General features: G+C 57.6%; 22 protein-coding genes. 6 read left to right on the top strand and 16 right to left on the bottom strand.

The features are described from left to right. The first annotated feature begins 13 nt into the window (after positions 1-13). The 4 genes from MHI24_RS10115 (at position 14) to nagA (ending at position 5,248) form a co-directional block, all read left to right on the top strand. A complete protein-coding gene (locus MHI24_RS10115; protein WP_340025503.1) occupies positions 14-1,819 on the top strand; it encodes an FTR1 family protein in 1,806 nt (601 codons plus the stop codon). A 644-nt stretch (positions 1,820-2,463) separates the two neighbouring features. Continuing rightward, positions 2,464-3,345 (top strand): MurR/RpiR family transcriptional regulator, encoded by an 882-nt coding sequence (locus MHI24_RS10120; RefSeq protein ID WP_340025504.1) that lies wholly within the window; start codon positions 2,464-2,466, stop codon positions 3,343-3,345. Beyond that, positions 3,342-4,070 (top strand): glucosamine-6-phosphate deaminase, encoded by a 729-nt coding sequence (nagB, locus tag MHI24_RS10125; protein ID WP_340025505.1) that lies wholly within the window; start codon positions 3,342-3,344, stop codon positions 4,068-4,070. The genes MHI24_RS10120 and nagB overlap by 4 nt, the downstream gene beginning before the upstream one ends. Then, on the top strand, positions 4,058-5,248 hold the full coding sequence (gene nagA / locus MHI24_RS10130) for an N-acetylglucosamine-6-phosphate deacetylase (RefSeq protein WP_340025506.1): 1,191 nt from the start codon (positions 4,058-4,060) through the stop codon (positions 5,246-5,248). The genes nagB and nagA overlap by 13 nt, the downstream gene beginning before the upstream one ends. Positions 5,249-5,400: 152 nt before the next feature. Here the strand turns inward: nagA and MHI24_RS10135 are convergent, their stop codons facing one another. After that, the gene (locus tag MHI24_RS10135; protein ID WP_340025507.1) at positions 5,401-6,114 is read right to left on the bottom strand and encodes a YhcN/YlaJ family sporulation lipoprotein; all 714 of its coding nucleotides are present in this window, start codon (positions 6,112-6,114) and stop codon (positions 5,401-5,403) included. A gap of 188 nt (positions 6,115-6,302) precedes the next feature. Between MHI24_RS10135 and MHI24_RS10140 the strand changes: the two genes are divergently transcribed. Then, complete coding sequence (locus MHI24_RS10140; RefSeq protein WP_340025508.1) at positions 6,303-7,373, top strand: glycosyltransferase family 4 protein; 1,071 nt, start codon at positions 6,303-6,305, stop codon at positions 7,371-7,373. Between the two features lie 84 nt (positions 7,374-7,457). On the opposite strand, the gene MHI24_RS10145 is transcribed toward MHI24_RS10140, so the two are convergent. From MHI24_RS10145 to MHI24_RS10195, 11 genes are all read right to left on the bottom strand, one after another. Then, positions 7,458-8,501 (bottom strand): glycosyltransferase family 4 protein, encoded by a 1,044-nt coding sequence (locus MHI24_RS10145; RefSeq protein WP_340025509.1) that lies wholly within the window; start codon positions 8,499-8,501, stop codon positions 7,458-7,460. After that, positions 8,498-9,220, bottom strand: coding sequence for a glycosyltransferase (locus MHI24_RS10150; RefSeq protein ID WP_340025510.1), 723 nt, complete (start codon positions 9,218-9,220; stop codon positions 8,498-8,500). Before MHI24_RS10150 ends, MHI24_RS10145 begins: the two co-directional genes overlap by 4 nt. Positions 9,221-9,246: 26 nt before the next feature. Next, positions 9,247-9,822: a class I SAM-dependent methyltransferase gene (locus tag MHI24_RS10155; protein WP_340025511.1), complete on the bottom strand. Its 576-nt coding sequence runs from the start codon at positions 9,820-9,822 to the stop codon at positions 9,247-9,249. Between the two features lie 57 nt (positions 9,823-9,879). After that, a complete protein-coding gene (locus tag MHI24_RS10160) occupies positions 9,880-10,596 on the bottom strand; it encodes a glycosyltransferase (RefSeq protein WP_340026649.1) in 717 nt (238 codons plus the stop codon). Further along, positions 10,596-11,594 carry an NAD-dependent epimerase/dehydratase family protein gene (locus MHI24_RS10165; RefSeq protein WP_340025512.1) on the bottom strand — a complete coding sequence of 333 codons (999 nt, stop codon included), beginning with the start codon at positions 11,592-11,594 and terminating at the stop codon, positions 10,596-10,598. Before MHI24_RS10165 ends, MHI24_RS10160 begins: the two co-directional genes overlap by 1 nt. Next, on the bottom strand, positions 11,591-12,430 hold the full coding sequence (locus MHI24_RS10170; RefSeq protein ID WP_340025513.1) for an SDR family oxidoreductase: 840 nt from the start codon (positions 12,428-12,430) through the stop codon (positions 11,591-11,593). Before MHI24_RS10170 ends, MHI24_RS10165 begins: the two co-directional genes overlap by 4 nt. Further along, positions 12,427-13,413, bottom strand: a complete 987-nt coding sequence (locus MHI24_RS10175; RefSeq protein ID WP_340025514.1) for a polysaccharide biosynthesis protein — start codon at positions 13,411-13,413, stop codon at positions 12,427-12,429. Before MHI24_RS10175 ends, MHI24_RS10170 begins: the two co-directional genes overlap by 4 nt. Further along, positions 13,403-14,497: a UDP-N-acetylglucosamine 2-epimerase (non-hydrolyzing) gene (gene wecB / locus MHI24_RS10180; RefSeq protein WP_340025515.1), complete on the bottom strand. Its 1,095-nt coding sequence runs from the start codon at positions 14,495-14,497 to the stop codon at positions 13,403-13,405. The genes MHI24_RS10175 and wecB overlap by 11 nt, the downstream gene beginning before the upstream one ends. A gap of 114 nt (positions 14,498-14,611) precedes the next feature. Next, positions 14,612-16,093, bottom strand: a complete 1,482-nt coding sequence (locus MHI24_RS10185; RefSeq protein WP_340025516.1) for a glycosyltransferase — start codon at positions 16,091-16,093, stop codon at positions 14,612-14,614. Positions 16,094-16,341: 248 nt separating this feature from the next. After that, complete coding sequence (locus MHI24_RS10190) at positions 16,342-17,475, bottom strand: glycosyltransferase (protein WP_340025517.1); 1,134 nt, start codon at positions 17,473-17,475, stop codon at positions 16,342-16,344. 32 nt (positions 17,476-17,507) lie between these two features. Then, the gene (locus MHI24_RS10195) at positions 17,508-18,596 is read right to left on the bottom strand and encodes a DUF3880 domain-containing protein (protein WP_340025518.1); all 1,089 of its coding nucleotides are present in this window, start codon (positions 18,594-18,596) and stop codon (positions 17,508-17,510) included. Between the two features lie 236 nt (positions 18,597-18,832). Here MHI24_RS10195 and MHI24_RS10200 point away from each other — a divergent pair, with 236 nt between their 5' ends. After that, on the top strand, positions 18,833-19,600 hold the full coding sequence (locus MHI24_RS10200) for an AAA family ATPase (protein WP_340025519.1): 768 nt from the start codon (positions 18,833-18,835) through the stop codon (positions 19,598-19,600). Positions 19,601-19,697: 97 nt separating this feature from the next. Here the strand turns inward: MHI24_RS10200 and MHI24_RS10205 are convergent, their stop codons facing one another. From MHI24_RS10205 to MHI24_RS10220, 4 genes are all read right to left on the bottom strand, one after another. After that, complete coding sequence (locus tag MHI24_RS10205; RefSeq protein WP_340025520.1) at positions 19,698-19,871, bottom strand: aspartyl-phosphate phosphatase Spo0E family protein; 174 nt, start codon at positions 19,869-19,871, stop codon at positions 19,698-19,700. 113 nt (positions 19,872-19,984) lie between these two features. Continuing rightward, complete coding sequence (locus MHI24_RS10210) at positions 19,985-21,400, bottom strand: hypothetical protein (protein WP_340025521.1); 1,416 nt, start codon at positions 21,398-21,400, stop codon at positions 19,985-19,987. An 8-nt stretch (positions 21,401-21,408) separates the two neighbouring features. Continuing rightward, a complete protein-coding gene (locus tag MHI24_RS10215) occupies positions 21,409-23,304 on the bottom strand; it encodes an LTA synthase family protein (protein ID WP_340025522.1) in 1,896 nt (631 codons plus the stop codon). A gap of 575 nt (positions 23,305-23,879) precedes the next feature. Further along, positions 23,880-25,217, bottom strand: a complete 1,338-nt coding sequence (locus tag MHI24_RS10220; protein ID WP_340025523.1) for a 5'-deoxyadenosine deaminase — start codon at positions 25,215-25,217, stop codon at positions 23,880-23,882. Positions 25,218-25,260: the final 43 nt, after the last annotated feature.

The raw sequence follows: 25,260 nt of genomic DNA on the forward strand, positions 1-25,260 counted from the left end.
GGGAATGATCCCGATGATCCTCACGGTTAAAAAGAATCCATGGCGGCAGTTCAGGGCAGCGCTACTGCTGCTCTGCCTGGTGCTGCTGCCCTGCGCGCCGGCTTCAGCGTCAGGCGCGCCGGCGGATGAGCTGCTGCCGCCTGTAGGCAGCGCGCTGGTCGAGGCCGGCCAGAGCCGCTGGGATGCGGCGGCGGCCGATATCGACGCGTTCGCGGCGCTATGGCGCAGCGCGAACGAAGGCACGCCGGACCCGGCCCTCGCCGGTCCGGCTGCCGGGGTGGACGCCGCGCTCGCCGCCGCGGCGGAGGCTCTGGCGGGCGGCGGCGGAGCGCCCGCCAAGACGGCCCTGTCCACGCTCGCCCGCAGCGTGGACGCCTATGTCACCGCCGCCGCAGGCGAAGGCGGCGGTGACACCAGCGCCGCCGGACGCGCAGCGGCGGCGAAGCTGCTGCCCGCGGCGGAGCGCACGCGGGAGGCGGCGCGCAGCGCCGACTGGACGGCGGCGGCGGAAGCCTACCGCGCCGTCGTGAGCGGCTGGACGCCGGCGGAGCGCGGCATCCGGTCGGACAATCCCGACGTCTACAGCCTGCTGGAGACGAAGATGAGCCTGCTGCGCATTGCGCTGCAGGCAGAGCCGCCCCGCGGAGAGGCTGCGCTGAAGGAAGCGGAAGCGCTGGTAACACTGCTGTCCGATTATAACAGCGGCAAGACCGTCAATGCTGGAGGATCCCCGGCTGAACCAGCTTCTATTGAAGGCTTGCTCCGTTACTTGAGCCAGGCTCAAGCCGCTGCCAGGGCCGGAGACAGTGCTGGAGCCGCAGCCGTGATGGAAGAATTCATCGCGGCTTGGCCTTCAGCAGAAGGCGAGGTCCAACTGGCCTCGCCCAAGGTCTATGCCAGCATCGAGAATGAGAGCACCGCAGTGACGGGTGACCTGCTCTCCAATCCCCCGAAGCTGGATCAGGCGCTTGCGCTGCTGGACAACATGCACGCCGAGCTGGCCCCGCTGGCCGGGGAGCAGACTTACACCGCCTGGGATGCGGCACTCATTCTCCTGCGCGAAGGACTGGAGGCGATCCTGGTGCTCGCTGCACTCCTGGCTTATCTGCGCCGGGAGGCACAGCCGGTCGCCCGGCGGTGGGTCTGGTCGGGTGCCGCAGCAGGACTTGCCGGAAGCATCGGGCTTGCTGCAGCGTTAAGCTTTACCCTCTCGCAGGCAGCCTCCGGCGGGGCGCGCGAGCTGATTGAAGGCATTACCGGCCTGGTGGCTGTAGCCATGATGCTTACCGTCGGCCGTTGGCTGCACGGCAAGTCCAGTACTGCGGCCTGGAACAAGTATGTGGACCGGCAGATGCAGGGTGCGCTCGCCAGGGGCAATCTATGGACTCTATTCTTCATCGCTGCGCTGGCTATTTTGCGCGAGGGCGCAGAGACAACCATCTTCTATGCAGGGATGGCCTCGGCTATTAAGCCTTCCCAGCTGCTGCTGGGAATCGGGTCAGCACTAGCCATCCTGGTTGTACTGGGCTATGCCATCATTGCATTGAGTGTAAGGCTGCCGATTGCCGCCTTCTTCCGTGCCGGAGCGCTGCTGATTTATTATCTGGTGTTCCGTTTCCTGGGCGAGAGCATCCATGCGCTGCAAATCGCCGGCCAGCTTCCGGCTCATACCGGAACCGGCCTGCCTTCTATCGGGTGGCTCGGTCTGTACCCAACCTGGGAGACCGCGATACCGCAGCTGCTAATGCTCCTGTTCATCCTCTGGGAGCTGTTGCGCAGCCGGATCACCGGCGGCAGAAGCGCCAGACAGAACGGTTAAGAAGCAGCAACCTGCATGGCCGATCAATAGGCCCAGGTTGCTGCTTAATTTCTGTTTAGGGGATTTTATTTTCGCTTTTGTTGTAAATGCACCAGAACCAGATGTAATCGAAAAACCGATCACATTCGCTCAGCTGTAGGCCTGTGGGCCAGATGTAATCGAAAAACCGATCACATTCGCTCAGTTGGAGGCCTGTCAGCCAGATGTAATCGAAAAACCGATTACATTCGCTCAGTTGGAGGCCTGTCAGCCAGATGTAATCGAAAAACCGATCACATTCGCTCAGCGGAGGCCTGTCAGCCAGGATGTAATCGAAAAACCGATCATATTCGCTCAGCTGTAGGCCTGTGTGCCAGATGTGATCGAAAAACCGATAACATTATGCTCGCGGTGCATCTGTTCTCCTGCTAATATGCCAACCGGGCTCTTAATCCAGCCCAAAACAAAAATCCCTATTGCAACCGATACGGATTTGTTTTATTCTGATGATGAATGAAAAACATTTTCTTATTTTTATCTTTTATTATGTAAAATAATTTCACAACCTAGCAGCCGCACTACCACCAAGCATGTCATATATTAGGAGCATGTCCGGTCCATCCATAGTAAAAACTACATGAATCTATAGCAAAGAAGGTGAGTGCTTGTCTCCTATTCTGCACGCCCTGGAGCATGGCCAGTCCAAGCTGTCCCAAACGGAACGCAAGCTGGCGGAGCATATCCTGGCCTCCCCCGGGGAGATTGTCCGTATGGGCATCACGGAGCTGGCGGAAGCCTGCGGCACCAGCCCGGCGACGATTACGCGGTTCTGCAAGGCGCTGCATTTCAAAGGCTTCCCCGATTTCAAGCTCAAGCTGGCGGAGGAGCTGGCGCACAGCGACGGGGCGCCGCAGGATGGCAGCTCCTCTTACCAGGATATTGTGGCCGGGAATCCGCTGCCATTCATTGTCGAGGCGATGCAGGCCAATCATCTGGCCTCTATCCGGGATACCACCTCGCTGCTGGACCTGGACCGGCTGCAGCGCGTGATTGACCTGCTGTGCCGGGCACGCCGGGTCGATCTGTACGGGATGGCGACATCCTCGATCGTGGCCCAGGATTTCTACCAGAAGCTGGTCCGCATTGGCGTGAACTGTACCGCTTTTGCCGATTCCCATATGCAGATCACTTCCGCTTCTTCGCTCTCGGCCGGGGACGTAGCGTTCGCTGTCTCTTATTCCGGGGAAACCCCGGAGACCATCGACGCTTTGACCTGCGCGGCGGCAAGCGGCGCTGCTACCGTGTCACTGACCTCTTACGGCAGCAGCACCCTGGCTGCACTGGCCGATATTCCGCTGTTCTCCTCTTCGCTGGAGCAGGGAATGAGGCGCGGGGATATGGCTTCACGCATCGCACAGCTGCACATCATCGATATTCTGTTCACCGGCATGGTCAGCACCCGGTTTGGGGAGTTCATTCCCAAGCTGGAGCAGTCTTATCTCAATGTCCAACACTATAGGCACAAACGGGGAGGCCAATCATCATGAACATTTTGAAATTCCAGCACGAAGAAGATTTCGCAGCAACCGGAGCGAACCTCATTGCCAGTCTGCTGCAGAGCAATCCCAGAGCCGTTCTGGGTCTGGCGACCGGAAGCTCGCCGCTCGGGGTATACGCCAAGCTGGTGGAAATGCACCGCAAGGGTGTGGTCAGCTTCGCCAAAGCCTCATCCTACAATCTTGACGAATATGTCGGACTGCCGGCCGATCATCCGCAGAGCTACCGCAGCTTCATGAATGAGCATCTGTTCAGCCACATCGATATCGACCTGGACCGCACCCATGTCCCTAACGGGAATGCTCCGGATCTTGCGGCCGAATGCCTGGCTTATGACAAGCTGCTTGAGGATAACGGACCCGTCGATCTGCAGATCCTGGGCATCGGCAGCAATGGCCATATCGGCTTCAATGAGCCGGATGCCAGCCTGAGCAGCGGAACGCATGTCGTAGACCTGCTCGAAGAGACCCGGGAAGCTAACGCCCGCTTCTTCGACAAGCTGGAGGATGTGCCCCGCCAGGCGGTAACGATGGGCATCGGCGGTATTCTGAAGGCGAAGCAGATTGTACTGCTGGTGCGCGGGGAAGAGAAGGCAGAAGCAGTCCGGCAGGCGCTTGAGGGTCCAATTACGACCCAGTGTCCCGCCTCTCTGCTGCAGAGTCACCCGAACGTAGTCGTGCTGCTGGATGAAGGAGCTGCCAAATGGCTAAAATAAACGCAGTTGCCGGTGAACTGTTCTACGGCAGAGTGCTTACGCCAGCCGGAATCATTGAGCAGGGTGTTATTGCCGTATCGGAAGGCTTGATTCAATATGCCGGGGAAGCCGCCTGGCTGCCCGCAGCCTGTGAAGGCTGGCAGTGTGCCGCCCGGGAGGCGGAGGCTCTGTTCATTCCCGGATTCGTCGATGTCCATGTACATGGCGGAGCAGGACATGATTTCATGTACAGCGATGCGGATGCCCTGGATACCATTACGCGGTTCCATGCTTCCCAAGGTACCACCTCCATGCTCGCTACGACCATGACAGCCTCCAAGGCAGATATTGACCGCGTGCTGGCAGAAGTGGATGCTTACCGCAGCCGTGAGGATGGAATGCCTTATGCCCGGCTGGAGGGTGTCCATCTGGAAGGGCCGTTCATCAGCCAGCGGTGGCCGGGGGCGCAGAATCCTGAGCATATTGTTCCGGCGAACATTGAATGGCTGGAGGAATGGGAAGCCCGGTATCCGGGCATGATCCGCCAGGTGACGCTTGCTCCTGAGCGCGAAGGCGCACTGGAAGCGGTCCGCTGGCTGCGTAAGCGCGGCATCACCGCCGCACTGGGCCACACCGACGCCACGTTCGAGGAGGTCATTGCCGCTGCCGATGCCGGATTGAATCAGGCTGTGCACCAGTTCAATGCCATGACGCCGCTTCATCACCGCAAGCCCGGCACCGCCGGAGCCGTTATGTATGAGCCGAGAATCCGCGCAGAGATTATCGCCGACGGCATCCATGTTCATCCGGCGGCTATCAGCATCGTTGCCCGGCTGAAGAATGAAGGGAATCTGCTGCTGATTACAGATGCCATGTCGGCAACAGGACTCAGCGACGGGGAATATGCCATCGGGGATCTGCCGGTGATTGTCAAAGACGGCATCGCCACGCTGAAGGAGCATCCCGAAGCGCTGGCCGGTAGTACCCTGACGATGATCAACGGCTTCCGCTATCTGGTCCGCACCGTTGGCCTCAGCCTGCTGGAGGCCTCACAGGCCGCCAGCCTGACTCCTGCGCATTCCCTTGGAATGGAGCGGTTCATTGGATCGCTTGAAGCCGGCAAAAGAGGAGACATTCTGCAGCTTGACCGCGATTTGAATCTGCACGCGATCTGGATTGGCGGGCGGAAGCTGGACTAACACAAATACAGCCATGCAGCCCGCTGCCCGTCTGAAGGGGAGCGCCGGCCGGCATGGCTGTTCGCTTTTGGTGCAGAGCCGGTGCCTGTCTGTTGAATAAGCCTCATATTCCGCTGGAATACTAGCTTGATTCCAGAGCATCGTGCGCCTGCTTAGTATCCGCTGTGCGCCGGGAAAATACGCTCGACCATGACCCGGAATTCATTGGCAAAGCCCTTCAAAGGATGACCGGCCCCGAATTCCCGGGCGTAATAATCGGCCCGTTCCACGAAGTCAGGGTTCGCCGAGACATAGACATTCTTAATGTTTCGGTCAGCCTTATGGACCTCTGCCGCAATCTTATTCTTCACCTCTGCGGTCAGCGTGTCTGCATCCGTCAGGGCTGTTCCCCGGCCGCTTGACGTCATCCTGCCCGTACCGCCAACGGTTCCTGTACCGGTCGTGTTTTTCGGAATTCCGGCCATAGAACCGCCTGTACCCGTCATGCCGGGAGTCCCTGCGGCTGTTCCTCTTCCGGTCATGCCATCCGTATTCCGGGTATGCATTCCGCCCGATGTATCCTCCAGCATGACGGCGACGTAAACGCTCCGGCCCACCTGTATAACGTTGGCTGAACGGACCTCCGGCATCGCCGCAACGCGGTCAGCCAGCTTGCGGCTGATCTCCATGCTGCCGAAGTCATTGTCTCCTGCTCCGGCCCGGTTGTTCTGTACGGCATTCACATGAATGCGTCCATCTGTCCCCCGTACATTTTTGGTCTGCATGTTTCCGTCATTGGCTGAGTGGTTGGCGCCGCATCCGGTGATGCTTATGGCACCCAGCAGCAGGGCCGCAGAAACCGACAACCCCCATTTCGCTCGCAGCATTCATTCATCCCCTATCACAGAATAATGTAGTGCAGTGTGACAATCCTTAGCATAACCCCGGCTCTTGCGGGCTATGCTGAAAGGATTTGACAAGGCACCGCTCTTTCCAGTCACGTGTTAGAGAATTCCGGCGTATCCTATAGAACAGCAGACTGTGTTCCGCAGGGTTAATGTCAGGAGGGAGTAGCTTGAAGATTTTGTTTACGTTCTATGTACCAAGCGGAGGGGTCGAGACCCTGAACAGGCTGCGGTGCGAGAGTCTTCAGCAGAATGGCATCGAATGCCATGTGCTGTATCTCATGCCCGGAACCGGGAGCCAGAACAGTGTAAGCTTCCCTGTGTTCATCACTTCACAGGATGAAGATATCCAAGCGATACTGAATACCCATCATTATGATGCGATTGTTGTCACTTCAGATTACTTCATGCTGGAGAGGCTGCGCCGGCTTGGTTACGGCGGTATCATTATTTATGAATCGCAGGGGCTGGGAACACGGAACGAAGCCAGATGTGTAATCACGGAAGCTGTACCCTTTCTGCAGGCCTTCTGCAATGCTGTCCTAATTCCTCCGACAGACCATCTGCTGGAGCTGTTTATCGAGATCTGCCCCTGGCTTCAGCGCTATATTATTTCCAATCTGGTCGATGTGCAGACCTTCCGGCCTATCCCCGGCGATAAGCCTGTCGATCCGGTAATTGCCTGGGTCGGGCGGCTGGAGCCCAACAAAAACTGGAGCGAATACCTGAAGATTGCCCACCACCTCCGCAAGCTGAAGCCCGGGCTGCATCTCTGGATGTTCCATGATCCGGCGCTGGCCTCGGAGGAGCAGAAGGAGAAGTTCAATGAAGAGCTTCATGCCCTTGGGCTGAATGACCGGCTTATTGTATTCACCAACGTGCCGAATCAGATGATGCCCTTATACTATTCCTCCATTGCCGGCTCCGGGGGCTTCCTGCTGTCCAGCTCAGTCACTGAAGGCTTCGGTTATGCGGTAGCCGAGGCTGTCAGCTGCTCCTGTCCGGTGCTCAGCACAGACTCGGACGGCGTGCGCTCCTTCATCACCCATAATGTTACAGGCAAATTCTATCCGATCGGCAATGTGGAGGCTGCGGTGAATGAGGCCGTGGAGCTGATGGACAACATTCCGCTTAGGGAAGCCATTGGCCAGCAGGGCCGCCAGCATATGGTCACTCATTTCGGCGCAAGCCGGTACGCACATTCCTTCCGTGAAATGATGAACTCCTTCGCAATTTTTTAGAATCCAAAACACCAAGCTCCGCATGAAAAAACCTTCAATCCCATCAGTGTCCCGGGGTTGAAGGTTTTATAGTTATCATAGCTATCATAAGCTCTGTCTGGACATCAGCTCGAACAGCTCAGCCTGGAAAATCTCTACGCTCCGCTCCCAGGTAAAGCGCAAGGAGTCCTCCTCCCCCCTGGCCGCCAGATGAAGGCGAAGCTCCTTGTCATTAACAAGTGTATCTATGTCCACGGCCAGGCGGTTCTCATAACGGTAGGACATCAGGCAGTTCTGCCCGTGCAGGGCGTATTCGAGGTTGCCCCCGGAATATACCGTCACCAGTGCAGCGCCGCAGCGCATCGCTTCCAGCCCCGGCAATGAACCGGTGTCATAGGTGCTGGAGCTGACAAAGATGTCACTTTCATTATAGTGGTAAGCCAGCTCTTCGTCATTCCCGGGCGTCCGGATCTGATATCCCCTGCCGCCAAGCCTTGTCTGCAGGCTCTCGGAGGCAGCATACTCCGCAGGAGGAACCATGATACAGATTACCACCTCAGGGTGAAGCTGCTTCACCATATCCAGCTGCTCCAGCAGATAGTCCTGCTCCCGGTGGCCCGCGAACCCGCCCTCCGGCCGGCGCATAACCGCCGAGATCATTAGCGGCCTGCCCGGTGCATCCCGAAGTTGCATATTCCTGAATACCGGACTGACGCCGACCGGAACGATTCTGCCCTTAATCCCGTGATTCTGCCGGATCATCTCCTGCTGCCAGCGCGACAAGACAAACAGATTGCGGGTGATATGATAAGAAGAGAAGGACAGCGCATTGTCCGGCAGAAAGGTCGGCTCGTAGCACAGGGCCAGCCGGAGATGCAGCCCTTTGCCCTGCCTGCTGGCCTGCTCCGCCACGGGTACGGTGATGTAGAAATTGGAAATAATCACATCACTATAGGGAAAATCCTCTGCCTTCAGCACCGTAGCAGGCGCCGTTATGATCGGGCATTTCATTTCATATTCTACTCTTCCGTTACCCGGCATAAGTATGGCAACCTCATGGCCGATCACAGCCAATCGGTTGGCCAGCTCAGTCAGCATCCGCTGCGCGCCGCCTTTGGATAACGTCAGCACCGCAAAGACAATTCTCACTTCCTTTCCTCCTTTCTCAGCACCTGCGCCAGCGTCTCCCGGTGTCTGGCTTGCACAAGGGCGATTTCCTGCTTCTGCCCTTCACTGAACAGGACAGAGCCCATTCCGCCATGTATACGATAGTCCAGCAGCGGCTGGTCGATATAGGACCACTCAAAATGCGGCAAGATCCGCAGCCACATATCATAATCCTGTGTATACAGCAGAGCCTCGTTGAACAAGCCTACGGAAGAGAAAATCCTCATATCGAGCAGTACCGAGCTGCCGTTCACCGGACAGCCCGACATCATGGTCCGGATCAGCGCTGCCCGGCTGCCGGACGGCATACGGGCGATTTCGGAGAACCGCTCCCCCTGCTCATTGATATAATAATATGCCGTATGGTTGAAGGAGACCCTGGAGCTGCGGATGGCTTCCATCTGCCGGCTGATTTTGCCCGGATGGAACAGATCGTCTGCACTTAACCAGGCAAAATACGCTCCGCTGGATGCCTGAATCCCCATGTTCAGCGCCGAAGCCGTCCCCCCGTTCACCTTGCGGATATAGGTGATTCTCGACCTATACGGCTCCAGCTTCTCCATGTGAAGCGTAGAGCCGTCATCGACGACAATCAGCTCAATATCCGGGTAGCTCTGGGCCAGCACGCTCTCGACCGCCAGATGCACATACGGACAATTATAGAATGGAATCACTACCGAGACCCTGTTCTTCCGACTCATGTGCCGGCCTCCTTCCCGATTCACGATTAGACTGTTTTGCAGGCAAGCAGGGCATCCAGCGGCGCATGATCCTCGCCAAAGGCTTCCCGGAAGGAGGGGTTCTCAGCATGGTGATACCCCTTCAGTACAGTAACAGCATATCCCCGCTTCAGGAAATCCTCCGGCTCCCAGCCGCTCCAGTGCCGCTGGTAGTATTCCCCGTGCAGGTTATAATGGTCCTTGCCTTCCTGCGGGAAGAAGCCCCGGGGCGTAAATACGACCACACGGTTCGCAGCGATAATCTCCGCCTTCCGCAGCAGCTCCGAACCCTCGTTCATCGGGAAATGCTCCAGGGAATCAATTAAAGTGACCGCAGAGAAGGTTCCCGGCAGGAACAGCTTATCGATATGGCCGGCATCGGCATGAACAGGAATGATATGAGGCGATTTATACATCCGGTGCAGCAGATAGGGTCTGTGAATGTCCAGTCCCAGCACAACAGCCGCTTCATACCGTTCCAGCAGCGTACCGGTACCGCTGCCGATATCCAGAATGCTCTCGGAGAATTTCAGCTGCTCCAGCAGGACCGGCAGGAAGTCCTTCACTTCGATTTCCCGGTACATATGCTTCCCTCCTGAGAATTAGTTGCTAAGCGTTCGACCCGCTCCGCTGGCCGGGGGCTAACCGCCCATCGAAGCGATCAGGGCGCTTAGCGGGGCATGATAACGGGCACTGGTCGCAGCAGCCTCTGCCATGATGACATCGTAATGCCGGAGCGTGCCCATGCCCTCATGCCGCCGGTAGGCCGTCAAGGACTGGTTGAGCATCACCGGCGGATACCCGTTCAGAATCGCCCGGTACCACAGATCATAATCATGGGTATACGGCAGAGCCTCATCGAACATCCCGATGGCGCCAAACACCTCGCGCTTGAACATTACGGTGCATCCGTTAATAGGATTGCCGTAGAGGAAGCAGCGCAGGTAATCAAGCTGGCTCGGGAACACCGCCGCCGCGTTCAGCTCGGTCAGCTGGGAGTTTCCGTTGATATAGTTGAAATTGGTATACGAGATCAGCAAACGGTTCTGTTCCATGAACAGAACCTGGTTATTGATTTTGTCCCGGTAGAACATATCATCCGAGCTAAGCCAGACCACATAATCCCCCGAGGCATGGACAATGCCGTGGTTGAGCGCCGAGGCTGTTCCTCCATTGGCTTTGCCCAGATAATTGATATAAGGCAGATAGGGGGTGATCCGGTCCGTATGCATCGTTGACCCGTCATCAACCACAATAATCTCATGAGGCTGCCAGGACTGGGCCAGGGCGCTCTGCAGCGCCTGCTCAATATAAGGGCAATTATAAAAGGGAATCACTACGGAGACTCTGGGCTTCATCACATTCTTCCTTCCTTGCCGGCCCTTGTGTAGCCGATAATATCCGCCAGTGACTGGTCCAGCCCGATTCCGGGCCGCCAGCCTGGAACAACAGCAGAGCCTGCGGAGCCGTCAGGCGTTGCTTCTCTACCAGCAGATTCAGAAGATGGCTCCGCCGGAACGGCAGATGCCGCAGAGCCATTCCCCCGGTCTGCTTCCGCAGGCTCAGGTCCCCAATCTATGGGAACCGGAACAGCGGCATGGGCCAGCAGCTTCTCCGCAATCTCTCCAAGCCCGCGCTCCGTGCCGGAATCAATGCGGTAGATCCTGCCGGTCTCTCCAGAGTCAAGAATACAGCCGTACGCCCGCACGGCGTCACGCACATCCAGGAAATCACGCTTAGCCTGACGCGAGGAGAGCCGGAACGCTGCGGGCGCAGCCTCTCCGGCTGCCGCAGCCGTCTCACTGCGCACAATATGCCCGGCCAGCAGAGAGCAGAAGCCTGTGGAGGGGCCCGGCCCGATCAGATTCGAGGGCTCCGCCATCAGGACAGGCTGCTTGAACAAGGTTCCCCAGGCCAGCGAGACCATCTCCTCCAGCGTCTTGCTGAGGCTGTAAGGATGAGGGGGAGCTTCGCTGGCCGGTCTGTACTTAAGCCGGGAGCCGGCGACCAGAATACGGCCGGCCGGCTGGGAGCGCAGCGCCTCAAGCAGATACAGGGTTGCCATAACATTAGTCTCCATATAGAGCAGCGGGTCCCGCCAGGACTCAGGGACCGAGTTCCTGCCGGCCAGATGCAGGACCTGGTCAGGCTTAACCGCCGTGACCATGGCCTCTACCGCCCGGCGGTCCCCCAGGTCGCAGACATAGGGCCGGACACCGGGGGGAAACAGGGCTGCTTCCCCGCCGCTGCGGCGCACGACGGCAGTTACCTCTGCTCCCGTGCCGGCAAAATAAGCCACGGCGTGCCTGCCGGTGAAGCCGGCAGCCCCGGTAATCAGCAGCCGCCGCCCCTTCATGTCGGCAGCTCCCGGCTGTACATAAAGCGGGCCAGCTCTTCAAGCATCCGGGGATAAGACGGCAGCTCTACCGTTACATCGCTCCGGGTGTTGACCAGCGTCCGGTCCTGAACCGGGGTCTGTACGGGGATAATCTCCACATCCTCTTTATGGAATACCGACTGCATCATCTGCAGCAGCCGGTATTTGCTTACAGGCTCCGGGTGGGCCAGATGAATCAGGCCGGAGAGCTCCGAATTCAGCAGGGAATCGATCACCTTGGCCAGCTCAAGCGTGGTGACCCCATTCCACATCACATGCTCATAGCCGCTTACCCGGCCCTTCTGGGCCAGGAACCATTCCATCAGTCCGATGCCGCCCTGGCGGATTTCCGGCCCGATGATGGAGGTGCGGATCGTCAGATGGCCGGGGGCGTGTACTTCGCCAAGGCTTTTGGTCAGCGCATAGACGGATGTGCCGTCCGGCATGTCTTCCTCGGTATACCCTCCGCGCGTCCCCTCAAACACACAGTCGCTGCTGATATGAATCAGCCGGGCCTGGATATTATCCGCTGCCCGCCGCAGACGGTGGGGGAGGAACCCGTTCACATGATACGCGCCGATCCGGTCCCGTTCCGCAAATTGATTGAGTACCCCCATTGCATTAATCATGCAATGGGGGGAGACGATCTCGACCAGCTTCTCTACACCGGCGATGTCGTCTGCATCGACATACAACCCGCCAAGGTCGTTCTTATCCCGGGTTGTATGGAAGACGTGATGCTTGCCCTGGCGGCGAAAATATTCCGCCAGCATGTGACCTGCCATACCATTTCCGCCGAGAATCAGAAGCTTCACTTGAGGAACCCTCCCCGGATCAGAATCTCCTTGATTTCGGAGCGCTCCATCAGGTTATTCTCCGAGCTGAAGCTGTTGAAGGACACCGGAGGGAATGTCCGGTAATGCTCCTTCAGCTCCGGCATATCCAGGGTAGGGAGAATAACCAGATATTGCTCGTCATAGACAACTGTAGTCTGGCTCTCGAAATCGCTCATCAGAATTTCATGGATTTTCTCCCCGGGGCGGATGCCGGCCTCAACCATAGTGACATCACGCCGGCCTGAAGCCTCGATCAGCACCTCGGCCAGATCCACAATCCGGCAGGTCGGCATGGTCATGACAAAGATCTCCCCGCCGATACTGACATCGGAGGCCTTGAACAGCAGCGTAATCGCATCGCGCAGGGTGAAGAAGAACCGGGTCATGTTCATGTCGGTTATCCGTACCTGCCCCTTATCCCGAATCTGCTTCATGAACAGATGCACGACGCTGCCGTTCGTGCCCAGAACATTGCCCCCGCGCACCGTGACAAACCGCGTGCCCGAACCGATCAGATTGGCATAGACGAACAGCTTCTCGCCGATGGCCTTGGTCATGCCGTAGAAGTTCGACGGATTGGCCGCCTTGTCGGTGGAAATATAGATCGCCTTCTCCACCTGGTTGGCAATCGCCGCTTCAATGACATTCTGCGTGCCGACCACATTGGTCTTGAGCGCCTCATACGGCTGGTCTTCGCAGACAGGAACATGCTTGAGCGCCGCCAGATGGAATACATAATCAATCCCGCGGCAGGCGGCGACGAGCGCCTCTTTGTCACGGATATCGCCGATGATGAAGCTGAGCCGCTGATCCTCAAACTCACGGCTCATGGCTACCTGTGCAGACTCGCTGCGCGAGAATATAACGATTTCTTTAGGATGCTGCGGCAGCAGCTGCCGGATCAGCTCATGCCCCCAGGAACCGGTACCGCCTGTAACCAGAATCCGTTTATTATTGAACATGCAGGTTCCCTCCAAGCAGAAATTTAACTACTTTATCCGAGACATCCGGGGCCAGATAGCCCTCCGGTGCCTCCCAGTCAGGCTTAAGCGACGTCATCAGCACAGTGCAGCGCAGAATGCTGTCCTTCTCTACACCGGACACCACATTACTGCCGCAATCGACCGTCTCCGGCCGTTCTGTTGTCCGGCGGATGGTCACGGTCGGCACTCCCATCAGGCAGCATTCCTCCTGGACGGTGCCGCTGTCGGTAATCGCGCACAGGGCATGCCGTTCCAGATGGACGAAGTCAAAAAATCCGAACGGCTCATGGAATTCCACCAGCGGGTGCATAGTCAGCGGGAACTGCCCCGTAAGCTTGGAGCGTGTGCGGGGATGGATGCTGCAGATGAGACGGAGCCCGAAATGTTCGGCCACCAGGTTCAGCCCGGACATAATCTGGAGCAGGGCTTCAGGATCATCCACATTCTCGGCCCGGTGGGCGGTCACCAGCAGATATTGCCCCGCTGTCAGCCCAAGCCGGGACAGAATATCGCTGGCCCCGATTCTCTCTTCATAATGCGTAATCACTTCATGGATAGGGTTGCCGGTCAGCACGATCCGCTGGCTGGGGAACCCTTCGCTGAGCAGATGTCTTTTGCTCTGCTGGGTATAAGGCATATTTATGGTCGAGACGGCATCTATGACACGGCGGTTCTTCTCCTCCGGTACCTTCAGATCGTAACAGCGGTTCCCCGCCTCCATATGAACTACAGGAATGCCCATCCGCTCAGCCAGAATGGCACACAGCGCGCTGTTGGTGTCCCCCAGCAGCAGAATCCGGTCCGGCTGCTCCTGCAGCAGGATACCCTCCAGGCTGCCGAACATGGCGGCGAGCTGGCCTCCAAGCCCGGCCTGCTTATCCTGCAGCACATAGTCCGGTGCGCGGAGCCCCAGCTCGGCGAAGAAAATCCCGCTGAGGCTTGCAGTGAAATTCTGTCCCGTGTGCACCAGCACATGGCGGTCAGCATACTTATCGAGCAGCGGAATGATGACGCTGAGCCGGATAATCTCGGGCCGTGTGCCCAAAATCGTCATGATCTTCATGGGTTCACTCCCCTTTGATAATGGCCTGCCCTTCTGCAAGGGGCAGGCGGTTCTGGCGTGCCGTCCGGCCAGGACGGCACGCCGCGGGCCGGTCCGCAGCATAGCGCGCGGACCTTAAGCCCGCTTGCGCCGCCGCCCGCTCCGGCGGCGCGCAGCCCGGCCCGCGCGGCGCTTCTTGCTGCCGCCGCTGGCCCTCCGGCGCGCGGAGCCTGCCGCGCGCTTCTTGCGGCCCGTGCGCTTACCGGCACGGGCCCCCGCGCGGCGCAGCTTGCCGCGCCGCAGCTTCGCCGCCCGCAGCCGTGCGGCACGGCGGGCGGAACGCCCCCGCGGCTGCGCAGCCGCGGGTGTCTCTTCGCCCGCCGGCTGCGCTGCGGGCGGAAGGTCCTCGCCGCCGGCTTGCGGCGGGCGGAGGCAGTAGCGGAGATGCCATCTCTCCGCTAAGCCCTGCAGGCGGGCGCGGTAAGCCGCCGGGCCGTAGGCGGCCCCGATGCGCTCCCGCGCCTGGCTGCCGACTATGGCCGCCTGAGCCTGGTCGGCCAGAAGAGCGTTCACCCGCTCGGCCAGCAGCCCGGTTTCCCCCACAGGCACCAGCAGGTCAGCGCAGCCTGCAGCGATCAGAATCTCCCGCAGGCCGCCGGAATCATAGGCCACGACCGGCTTGCTGAAGGCATACCCCTCCAGCGCCGTCATGCCGAAGCCTTCGCGGATCAGGCTGGGCACGACGAGAACATCCATAGCGCAATAAGCGGCGGGCAGACATTCTTCGTATCCGACGAACCGGAAGCGGGAGGTCAGGCCTTCCATTTTCACTCTGCGGACACAGCGTTCATAGTAGCTTTTATCACCTGGGGTGCCTACGACGAGATAACGGGCAGCCGGATGCTGCTCTTGCACCAGCGCGGCCATCCGGACGAAATGCTCCAGCCCCTTCTCCTTATTAATGAAGGAAGAGACATAGCCGATCAGCGGTTCTCCCGGTGCGATCCCAAGCTCACCCCGCCGTTCTCCCCGCAGCTTGCTCCAGGCTTCAAACATCATATCCGCATCATTCCAGGACGGCGGGAGCTGCGTCACCTTACCCTCGCGAATGTCCTCGGGGAAGCAAGCCGCCGCCGTCTGCGAGATCGCCAGAATCTCATCGCTGTGCTGATGGATCAGCTGTACACTCAGCGGAGTGAACTCATTGTCGATCATCGTCTCCGAGATCTTCCAGACCACCGGGATACCCAGCGACTTCGCCGCAATCGGCGGCAGGGCGTGAACGCAGGTGCTGGAGATGATGAAGGCGGGACGTACTACCGCAAGCCAGCGGCACAGCTCCTGGTAATCCGCGCTCTCCTGAAGCTTGCGGAGATCAGCGGGAAGACCCGCGTACGGAGTGTACATACCGTAGACCAGCGGAATCGACATCAGCCGGACTTCAATCCCGTAGCTCCGGGCCAGGCGCGTCAGCTTCCCGTCCTGCGGAGCCACAAGAATACAGTTGAAGTAGACTGACAGCTCCCGGCTGAAGAACAGCAGCAGCTTCTCCGCACCCGTAATGCTGCGTGTATTGGATACATGCGAAAAGAGGACAATGGTAGCTTTGTCGGCCATGGTGTCTCGGCGCTCCCCCGCGAGGGCTGTGGAGCAGCCATTCACCTCCCTAAAAGTTTTACAAAGCGCATAGTTCTACGAAGCCTTCACTTCAGAGCATTTAACATTGCATTAAAATCATCGCAGTAAAACTAGACAGGCTAACGTCTCTGCCCGGTAATCCAGTATATTGGGGGGACAAAGAGGCCGGCACGACACCTGACCCCTGTGAAATACACATTTTTGTTCCCTGCCGCAGACTTCGCCGGTCAGCCGTAGATAATGTTCAGCATCTGGGTCAGGCGTTTGCTGTACGTGTGGTCCTTCAGCGTCCGCTCGAAGGCGCGCAGCGCCATCTCCCGGCGTTCCTCTTCATGAGTCAGGTAATACTGGATTTTATCCAGCATCTCTCTGGGGCTGCTGAAGGTGTCGATCTCCTCCCCGACCTTGTAGAAGGACCCCATATCCTCGCGGGCATCGCAGAGCTGCAGGGTGCCGCTGGCGGCAATCTCGAACGTGCGCGGATTCGGCGATACCGCCGGAATAATCAGCGTGTTATTGTTGACGGCCTCATCGATGTGCGAGCGGTGGAGGTTGATGACCACCTTCGATCCGCTGTAGGCAACCGCCGTCTCCTGCGGAGACATCCATTTGCCGATCTCAATCCGGTCGCCATAGAGCGGCGCTTCAGGCAACCGGTCCCACCAGATGCCGTTAATGACGGTGTTGTAGCTCATCAGCTCAGGCATAATGTCGCGGAAGAAATTGATCCGGTTCCAGTATGCAGACCCGATGAAGCTGACGTCACGGCTGATCGGCGAACGCCCGGTCGTCGGACGGTAGTGCTCGCGGTAGGCGGCGAACGGAAGGTAATGGACCTCGCTGCACCCTAAGCCCCGGTAGAACTCCACGCAATTGCGCTCCAGTGTGAATACATAGTCATAGTGGTTAACGATTTTAATGGTGAAGTCGGTATAGTACGGATCGTCCGTAAGCCAAATGGCGGTTCTGATCCCCTGGCCGCGCAGCACGGCAACCTGCTCCAGCGGCAGATCCATGCCGTCCAGTACCAGCACCAGATCGGGGCGCTGGGCTGCGGCCAGCTCCACCAGATTCTGGCGCACATCGGTCACGGTCACCTGGGCCGTCAGTCTTTGTAGTGAGGAGAGCACCGCCTCATCCAGCGGAGAATACGGATAACCTTTGCCCGAAGCCACGTACATGACATGGATGCTCCGCACCGGCTGCGGCTCCTCGGGCCGGCCGTCCAGAATCGCCAGGCGCCCGCGCAGATACCCCTCATCGTAGCCGGTCTTGAAGCCGTTGAGGCGTCCCCGCAGCTTCTCCTCCTCCGCAGGGGTCCTCGGCAATGGAGGGGCAGGCATGATAAACTCGTTGTTCATAACTATTCGCTCCTTTTATTCCTGATTGAATTTCACCCTTGCGCAGTAAGAACTCCCAGTAAGTGAGGCAGGCGCGAAGTAAACGTATGGCGCAGCAGCGTGGTCCGCAGTCCGCGCAGCGCATACTGTCGGCGCTCTTTCTCGTGATTCAGGTAATATTCAATTTTGCGCTTCAGCTCGTCGGCGGAAGCGAAGGTCTCCAGATCGCGGCCCGGTGTGTAGTGGCTGTCCAGATCGCCGCGGATGTCGGTCAGCTGCATGGTTCCGCAGGCGCTGATCTCGTAGGTCCGCGGATTAATGGAGAGGGACGGCAGCTGGAAGGTATTCCGGTTATCCTGCCCGCCTTCCCAGGGGCGGTGGATGTTAATGACAAGCTTCGCGCCGCTGTAATAATTGGCGGTCTCTTCCGGCGGCATGAACCCGCTTTTGATGAAAGGCAACAGCTCCTGGTAGCAGTTCAGCCTCTCCCAGAATCCCCCGGCAATCAGCACCTTCTTGCCGCGCAGGAACGGGGCCAGCTGATCGAACAGCTCTGTCCGGTTGCGGAAGGCGTTGCCGATAAACACCACATCGTAGTGATACTGCGGCCCCGTCCGGCGGGGGTAGAACATCTGCGGATTGACACACAGCGGAAGATAGTACACTGAGGTCATCCCGAGGGAACGGTAGAATTCCACACAGTTCAGTTCATGCGTAAATACATAATCATAATGCTTGCAGATGACTGAGGTATCCTCTGTGAAATATGGGTCATCCACAAACCAGATCGCCGTCTTGATGCCCAGCTGTCTAATTGCATCGATCTGGTCAAGATGATTCTCAGGAAACACATGCAGCCCGTTCATCACCAGCACCGCTTCCGGCGACTCGCGCGCCGCCACCTCCAGCATCGTTTCCGGAGAACAGATAATCAGTTCGCTAACCAGCAGACGCAGCGCTTCTGCCATTCCTGTGTCAATCGCCTGAAATCCCTGCGGAACGTACATCAGCCTCAGCGGCCGGGAGGCTCCTACCTCAGGGGTACTCATGCGCTTGACGGCTTCACACAGGCCGAGATGGTATCCTTGCAGATAACCCTCCCGGTAATCGCGCGGATGTCCGCTTCTCTTTTTTGCTATCACGGCCTTCACCCTGCCCCGTCGTATTCTCAAGACAGTAGTACTATATGCGGAGTCAGCATCCGCCTCATGGACATCTGTCTGTATCGCGGTGAAATTGGCAGATGCCCCCTGTCATTCGCCCGCTTGGCCCGAACCCTTGCCGTTTGTCCACGCTCTTGGCGGGGGACAGGGAAATCATTTACAATCAGAGGAGCAACCCTTCGCTGGAGAAGAGCCTATAAAGGGGGAATTTTGTCATGAGTTCAAGTTCAATCTACGGTCCGATGCTGTATATCCGGTATGTGGAGCTGCTGCGCGAGCAGGTCCCTTCCTTCGGGATGTATCCGTTTAAGCTGCCGGTGGTGCGTTCGCTGGAGCGGATTGCCTTTGAGCAGCCGGTTACTTTTCTGGCGGGGGAGAATGGAACGGGCAAATCAACACTGCTGGAGGGGATCGCGGCGGCCTGGGGCTTCAACCCGGAGGGCGGTACGCTGAACTTCTCGTTCAACACCCGTGCCTCGCATTCGGGTCTCTATGAATATCTGCGGATTGCTAGAGGGGTCCGGCGGCCGAAGGACGGCTTTTTCCTGCGGGCGGAGAGTTATTACAATGTGGCTTCTTATATTGATGAGCTGGATGAAGATCCAATGGCGGGGCGGCCGGTCAAAGATTCCTATGGCGGGAGCTCGCTGCATGAGCAGTCTCACGGGGAATCCTTCTTCGCCACATTCGTTCACCGCTTCGGCGGGCAGGGCCTCTATATTCTGGACGAGCCGGAGGCAGCCTTGTCTCCTGTGCGGCAAATGTCGCTGCTGGCGCGGATGCATGAGCTGGTGAAGCAGAATTCACAGTTCATCATCGCTACCCACTCGCCGATTCTGATGGCCTATCCGGGGGCGGATATCTACCTGCTGGAGGGAGAACAGATCAGGACGGTGGCGCTGGAGGAGACGGAGCATTATTCGGTGACCCGCGCGTTCATGACGGACCGGCAGAAGATGCTGCGCGAGCTGCTGGGGGAATAGAACACCCTAGTATATAAATATTAATCTGCAAAAAAGACACCCTGCGGCGTTAACCGTCAAAGTGTCTTCGGGATTGGCATAGCTTAGGGTTCATTCTCTAATAAAGCTGATCATCCTTCTCTGCACTGCAGTCACTATACTCATTCAGGAGCGCATCCAGCTTCACCGATTGACGGAGTACCCGTACATCCTGCATCCCGTATTCCAGGGCCAGTCTGTTCAACTCCTGTCTTGCCTGCTCAATCTTATGCTTGTATTCATCATTTCCCATAGCGGCCCCCTTATAGGATGAGGCTGTTTCAAGCCATTTCCACTCTTGTACTAAAGTTCCAAACACATTGTATTCTATAATCCGCTATGGGTCAATCCAACGGTTAGCAGGGACTATCTTTTGAGCACCAGAACCAGCTTATGCACGGCCCAGCCGAACATGGCCACCGCCATCATATCGAAGCAGACATTGAACAGGAACAGATGCTTGCCGATATCCGCGCGGCCGTCCCCGAGGATCGGAACGAGGAAGGAGAACAGCCCGATCAGTCCCAGCAGCATCATCAGCTCTCCGGCAATCCGCCCGGCGGTCTGCTTACTCCGGAAGTACTCGTACAGCACTCCGGCGTAATATACGAGATAGAATAAGGCGAGGAAGCCGAGAGAATGCGGCAGATGCTTGTTCTTAAGCTCGCTCCACCCGCTGTATACACCCGCTACCGCTCCCGGCGGCTTGCCCTCACTTTTCTCATAGCTTCCCAGATAATAGGGGCGGATCGCCATGCTGTTCTCGGCAGCATATTTCATATTGTCCAGCAGCCGGACAGGATGCTTCAGATAGAAGAAAAGCACATCCTTATGCGAGACCCGGTCATAGAAATCGGGAGTTAATGACGGATCATCCTGCTTGATCGCCGTATCTGTCTGGAAATAGTTCGTGCCCGCCAGCACCTCAAGCCGCTCCGGCAGGCCCAGATCCCGCAGATCCCCCTTCACATCCGGCGATTCATTGAGAATCCCGAAGAATACCGTCTGATAGAGATTGATGTGCTTCAGTTCCTTAGGCGCAGCCGCATACATGACGACCGACACCAGTGCAGTACTCACGGCCAGCCAGAGCGCCAGCCTGCGCCAGTTCCCTGTTCCATTCAGCATCCGCAAGCGGAGGAAGATCAGGGCAAAGGCCAGGCCGACCGGCGCATTCTGGATTTTGGAGCAGACCAGGAACAGCACGGCGATGAAGAACAGGACCAGGCCTCTTGGGGTTGGCCGCTCCTGGCCGGCAAGTCTCAGGCCCAGCGCGAACGTAAGCAGCATGAAGACCATAGACACCGGTTCACCGAACAGGGAATTGAAATAGGAGAGATAGCCGATATCATAGAATACGAACAGCACCGCCGCACCAAGCAGCAGACCGGTTACATAAGATGCCTTCGTCCCAACCTTGACAATCAGCCAGGTCGCCGACAGCAGCAGCAGCGCATATACCGCGCCCAGGATACGGATATCGAAGTAACTGCCGTGCACCAGCCCGGCAATCAGCCGCGGCACCAGCACCACCAGAATCTGCGAGGAGGGGTAGAAGCCCCGGAACAGATCATCATAGGCAAACCTGGAATGGCTGAAGCTGAAAAAACGGTCCGCGTAGCTCTCCGCAGCATCGTAATAATTCAGTCCGATCGTATTCATCATCCGCAGGAAATCGCCATTGTCGGCCACGCCTCTAAACGGCCCTGTGAACAGCAAATAAATAATGAGGACGGAGCCTGCCAGGGCAATCAGGTATTCCGCTTTGAACCGTTGTCTCATAATTCCTCCTAACGCTGCGGCAGCAGCTTCACATATTGATCCGATAAGCCCATCAGCTTCAGGATATAGTCATAATCACTCTGGTATTTACTGAAATCATCTACCTTCTTATACGTATCCAGCGAGAACGCCTCGCCGTCCGCGAAGCCGGTTCCCGGCACGAACATCACTTCATCGTTAAAAAACGAGCCTGTCGGCAAATAATACCTCATGCCTACGATATTGCGGTCAATATTAAGCAGATCATGCCCGAAGGCCGTGAAGCCTTCCTCCTTCAGTGAAATGCCGAGCAGATTGGCTACGGTAGGCAGCACATCAAGCTGTCCTCCGGTCCGCTCCACGACCTGCCCCTGCTCCATGCCGGGCACATGAATAATCAGCGGAATGTTGAAGCGGCTGATCCGGTCATCATACTTGATGCCAAGCGCTTCCTCCACCTGCTCCGCCGGAACATCCTTCGGCTGCAGGCCGAAGTGGTCGCCGTACAGCACCAGCATGGTGTTCTCCCACATGCCCTCCCGCTTCAGCCCGTCAATCAGCGTACCGATCGCATAATCGGTATAATTTACTGCTGTCAGGTAATCGCCCAGCATCGTATCCTTCAGCCGGTCCGGCACCTGAAGCTTCTTGAAGCTGTCCGGGACCCGGAACGGATGATGGCTGGAGGCGGTGACCAGTTGGGCATAGTATGGCGTCCCTTTCTTCTGCAGCGCGGCCAGCTTCTGTACAGCGGTGGCGTAGAGCTGCTCGTCGGAGGCCCCGAAGTTATTGAAGTGGTCATTCTTGAAGGCCGGCTTGTCATAATACCCGTTGAAGCCAAGCGCGGGATACAGCTTATTGCGGTTCCAGAAGCCTGCCTTATTGATATGGAACGTATACGCCTCATACCCGTGGTCCCGCACCAGACGCGGCAGCGCCGGCAGCTCCCGGTCGCCGAAGCCGGTTGACATAGCGAGTGTGGCGATCGGGTAGATCGAGGTGTTGCTCATGAACTCTGCATCAGAGGTATTGCCCGGACCCACCTGCTGGTACACATGCGGGAAATAGAAGCCCCCGTCTGCCAGGCTGTTCAGCACCGGTGTCAGCTCCCGGCCCTCCAGCTTCTGATGCAGCGGGAAGTTCTGGAACGCCTCCATTTGGATGATGATAACGTTCTTGTTCTTCTGCGAGCCGAAATATTTCGGCACTGCGCCTGCCTGGGTCTGATAGGGATAAGTAGCCTCCAGCGCTCTTACCTTCTCTATCGTCTCCTGAATATCCCCGGTGCCGATCAGGCCGTTATCCTCCCGGGCCTTGATCGCCGCCACCACCTCATAATTCAGGAAGCCGGCGCTCTCCGCCTGGACCAGCTCATTGGTAATTCCCCGGGCTGAATTGATCGAATAGGCCGAGAGCAATCCGCCGCCGAGGATTCCAACCAGCCATACTACCCGGTAGACCCTCCGGCTTCTGCGTGAGGACGGACTGCTCCGGTACAGCGCCGGCCCCTGCTTCCATCTGCGGAAGAGCGAATAGAGCAAGATGACTGCCAGATCGGCAAAAAACAGATAATCTACCAGCTCAATCGTTGATTCCACGCTCTCTTTTACCTGGAAGACCTGATTCAGCTCATAAAGCGCCAGATACGTCGGGACTGAGCCGAAGTGATTGAAGTACACACTGGCGGCAAAAAGCAGCAGCGACATTAGGCCATTGAAGCCCCAGAAGACCGCCTTCTTCATCCGTCCGGGAGTCAAGGCAGCCAGCACACCCATAATGAGCAGCACCGGCGCCAGATCTGCCGCGATCCATTGCCAGGCAATCCGCTCGAAGAACAGCATCCTCAGGAGCAGCAGCTTCAGCCAGACCAGCCCCGCCACGATATAGAAATGCGCCTGCCACGGCGCAGGCTTGCCCTCTCTCATTGTAATCCCCTCTTACTCTCTTCATTAAATAGTGGTGTAAGAATAATTCCTTATTTCTGTAAAAAGCTCACGTTGCTCTAGTATAGCAATACTTGTAAAAGGAATCAAAAGAGAGGGCCATAGTACTAAACCATTCAGAGGGGGAAAAGGTTCATTTTTCAGAAAACACAATCACCTGCCCGTAAACATCCGGCCCGCTTACCCCTGCGCCCGCCCCATGTGTTCGCTTTTTCGATTACATTTGATCCACGCGCCAACGTAGCGCCCCATGTGTTCGCTTTTTCGATTACATTTGATCCACGCGCCAACGTAGCGCCCCATGTATTCGCTTTTTCGATTACATTTGATCCACGCACCCATGCAGCTCCCCATGTGTTCGCTTTTTCGATTACATTTGATCCACGCACCAACGTAGCGCCCAATGTGTTCGCTTTTTCGATTACATTTGATCCACGCACCAACGTAGCGCCCAATGTGTTCGCTTTTTCGATTACACAACAAAAAAAGCAGAGGAACGAAGTCCCCTGCAAAGCTATAGCTTAAATCTCAGTTACTTGGCAGCTTCCCGCTCCCGCTCAGGCTAACCGCGTCTTCCCCAGGAGTCTTGTAATGGAACGGTTGGCCTCACGCAGCACAACCTCCTTATCGACTGTCTTCAGCAGCCCCTTCTCCATCAGAATCTCGCCGTCCACGATGGTTGTCTCCACATCGGCGCGGGTGGCGGAGTAGACGATCCGCGAAATAGGGTCCACATCATAGGAGGGGAACGTATGGAAGTTGTAGAGATTGAGGATCGCCAGATCCGCTTTTTTGCCGACCTCGATGCTGCCGATCTGATCCTCCATGCCTACCGCCTTCGCTCCGCCGATAGTCGCCATCCGGAACACGCTCCGCGCATCCATCGCCGTAGGTCCATGCCCCGGCTTCTGGATAATTGCCGCCAGCCGCATCTCGTTGAACATGTCGAGGTTGTTATTACACGGGGCACCGTCCGCCCCCAGACTGAGGTGAATATGCTCCTGCAGCATTCCCGGGGTATCAGCGATGCCGGAGGCCAGCTTGAGGTTAGAGCCCGGGCAATGGCTGACATGGACCCCCCGGTCCCGCAGAATCCGCTTCTCCTCCGCATCCAGCCAGACACAGTGAGCCAGAATCAGCCGTTCATTAGCCAGTCCCAGGTGGTCCAGGTAGACGACATTGCGCATCCCGGTCATCGCCTGCACCAGCTCAATCTCCCCCGGATTCTCCGAGGCATGGGTGTGCACCTTAACCCCGTAGCGGGCCGAGAGACTGCCCACCTCCCTCAGCAGCTCCTCCGTACAGGAGATCACAAAACGCGGCGAGAACGCGTACTGAATCCGGCCGTTCCCGTACCCGTTCCACTTCTCCAGCAGATCCACACTCTCCTGCAGCGAGGCTGCGGTGTCCTCCTGGAGCGCCGCCGGCGCCTCCGGGTTCTTCTGATCCATCATCACTTTGCCGGACAAGGCGCGGATGCCGCTTGCCGCAATCGCCTGGAAGGCGTAATCCGTGTGATGGACGGTCTCCATATCGACGATTGTGGTTGTCCCGCTGGTAATCAGCTCGCCAATCCCCAGCATGGCGGAGTAATACAGGGAATCCTCATCATGCGCTGCCTCCAGCGGCCAGATCCGTTTACGCAGCCAGTCCATCAGCTCCAGATCATCCCCTTTCCCGCGAAAAAGAGTCTGGCACAGGTGAATATGGGTCTGCACAAAGCCGGGAATAACTGTCCGGTTCGCAGCGTCGATCACCCGCTCGTCTCCCTGCGCTTCAAGGCCGCTCCCGATCTCCACAATCAGGTTATCCCTGATGCGGATGTCTCCGTGGATGATATCCTCCTGTTTGTTCATTGTAATAATCTCAGCATGTCTGATCAGGATATTGGCCATTGTCTTCTCCTCCTGGCTGGTTGATGTCCGGCGTGATTTCAAC

It is taken from the genome of Paenibacillus sp. FSL K6-1096, assembly GCF_037977055.1.
GTDB lineage: Bacteria > Bacillota > Bacilli > Paenibacillales > Paenibacillaceae > Paenibacillus_AQ.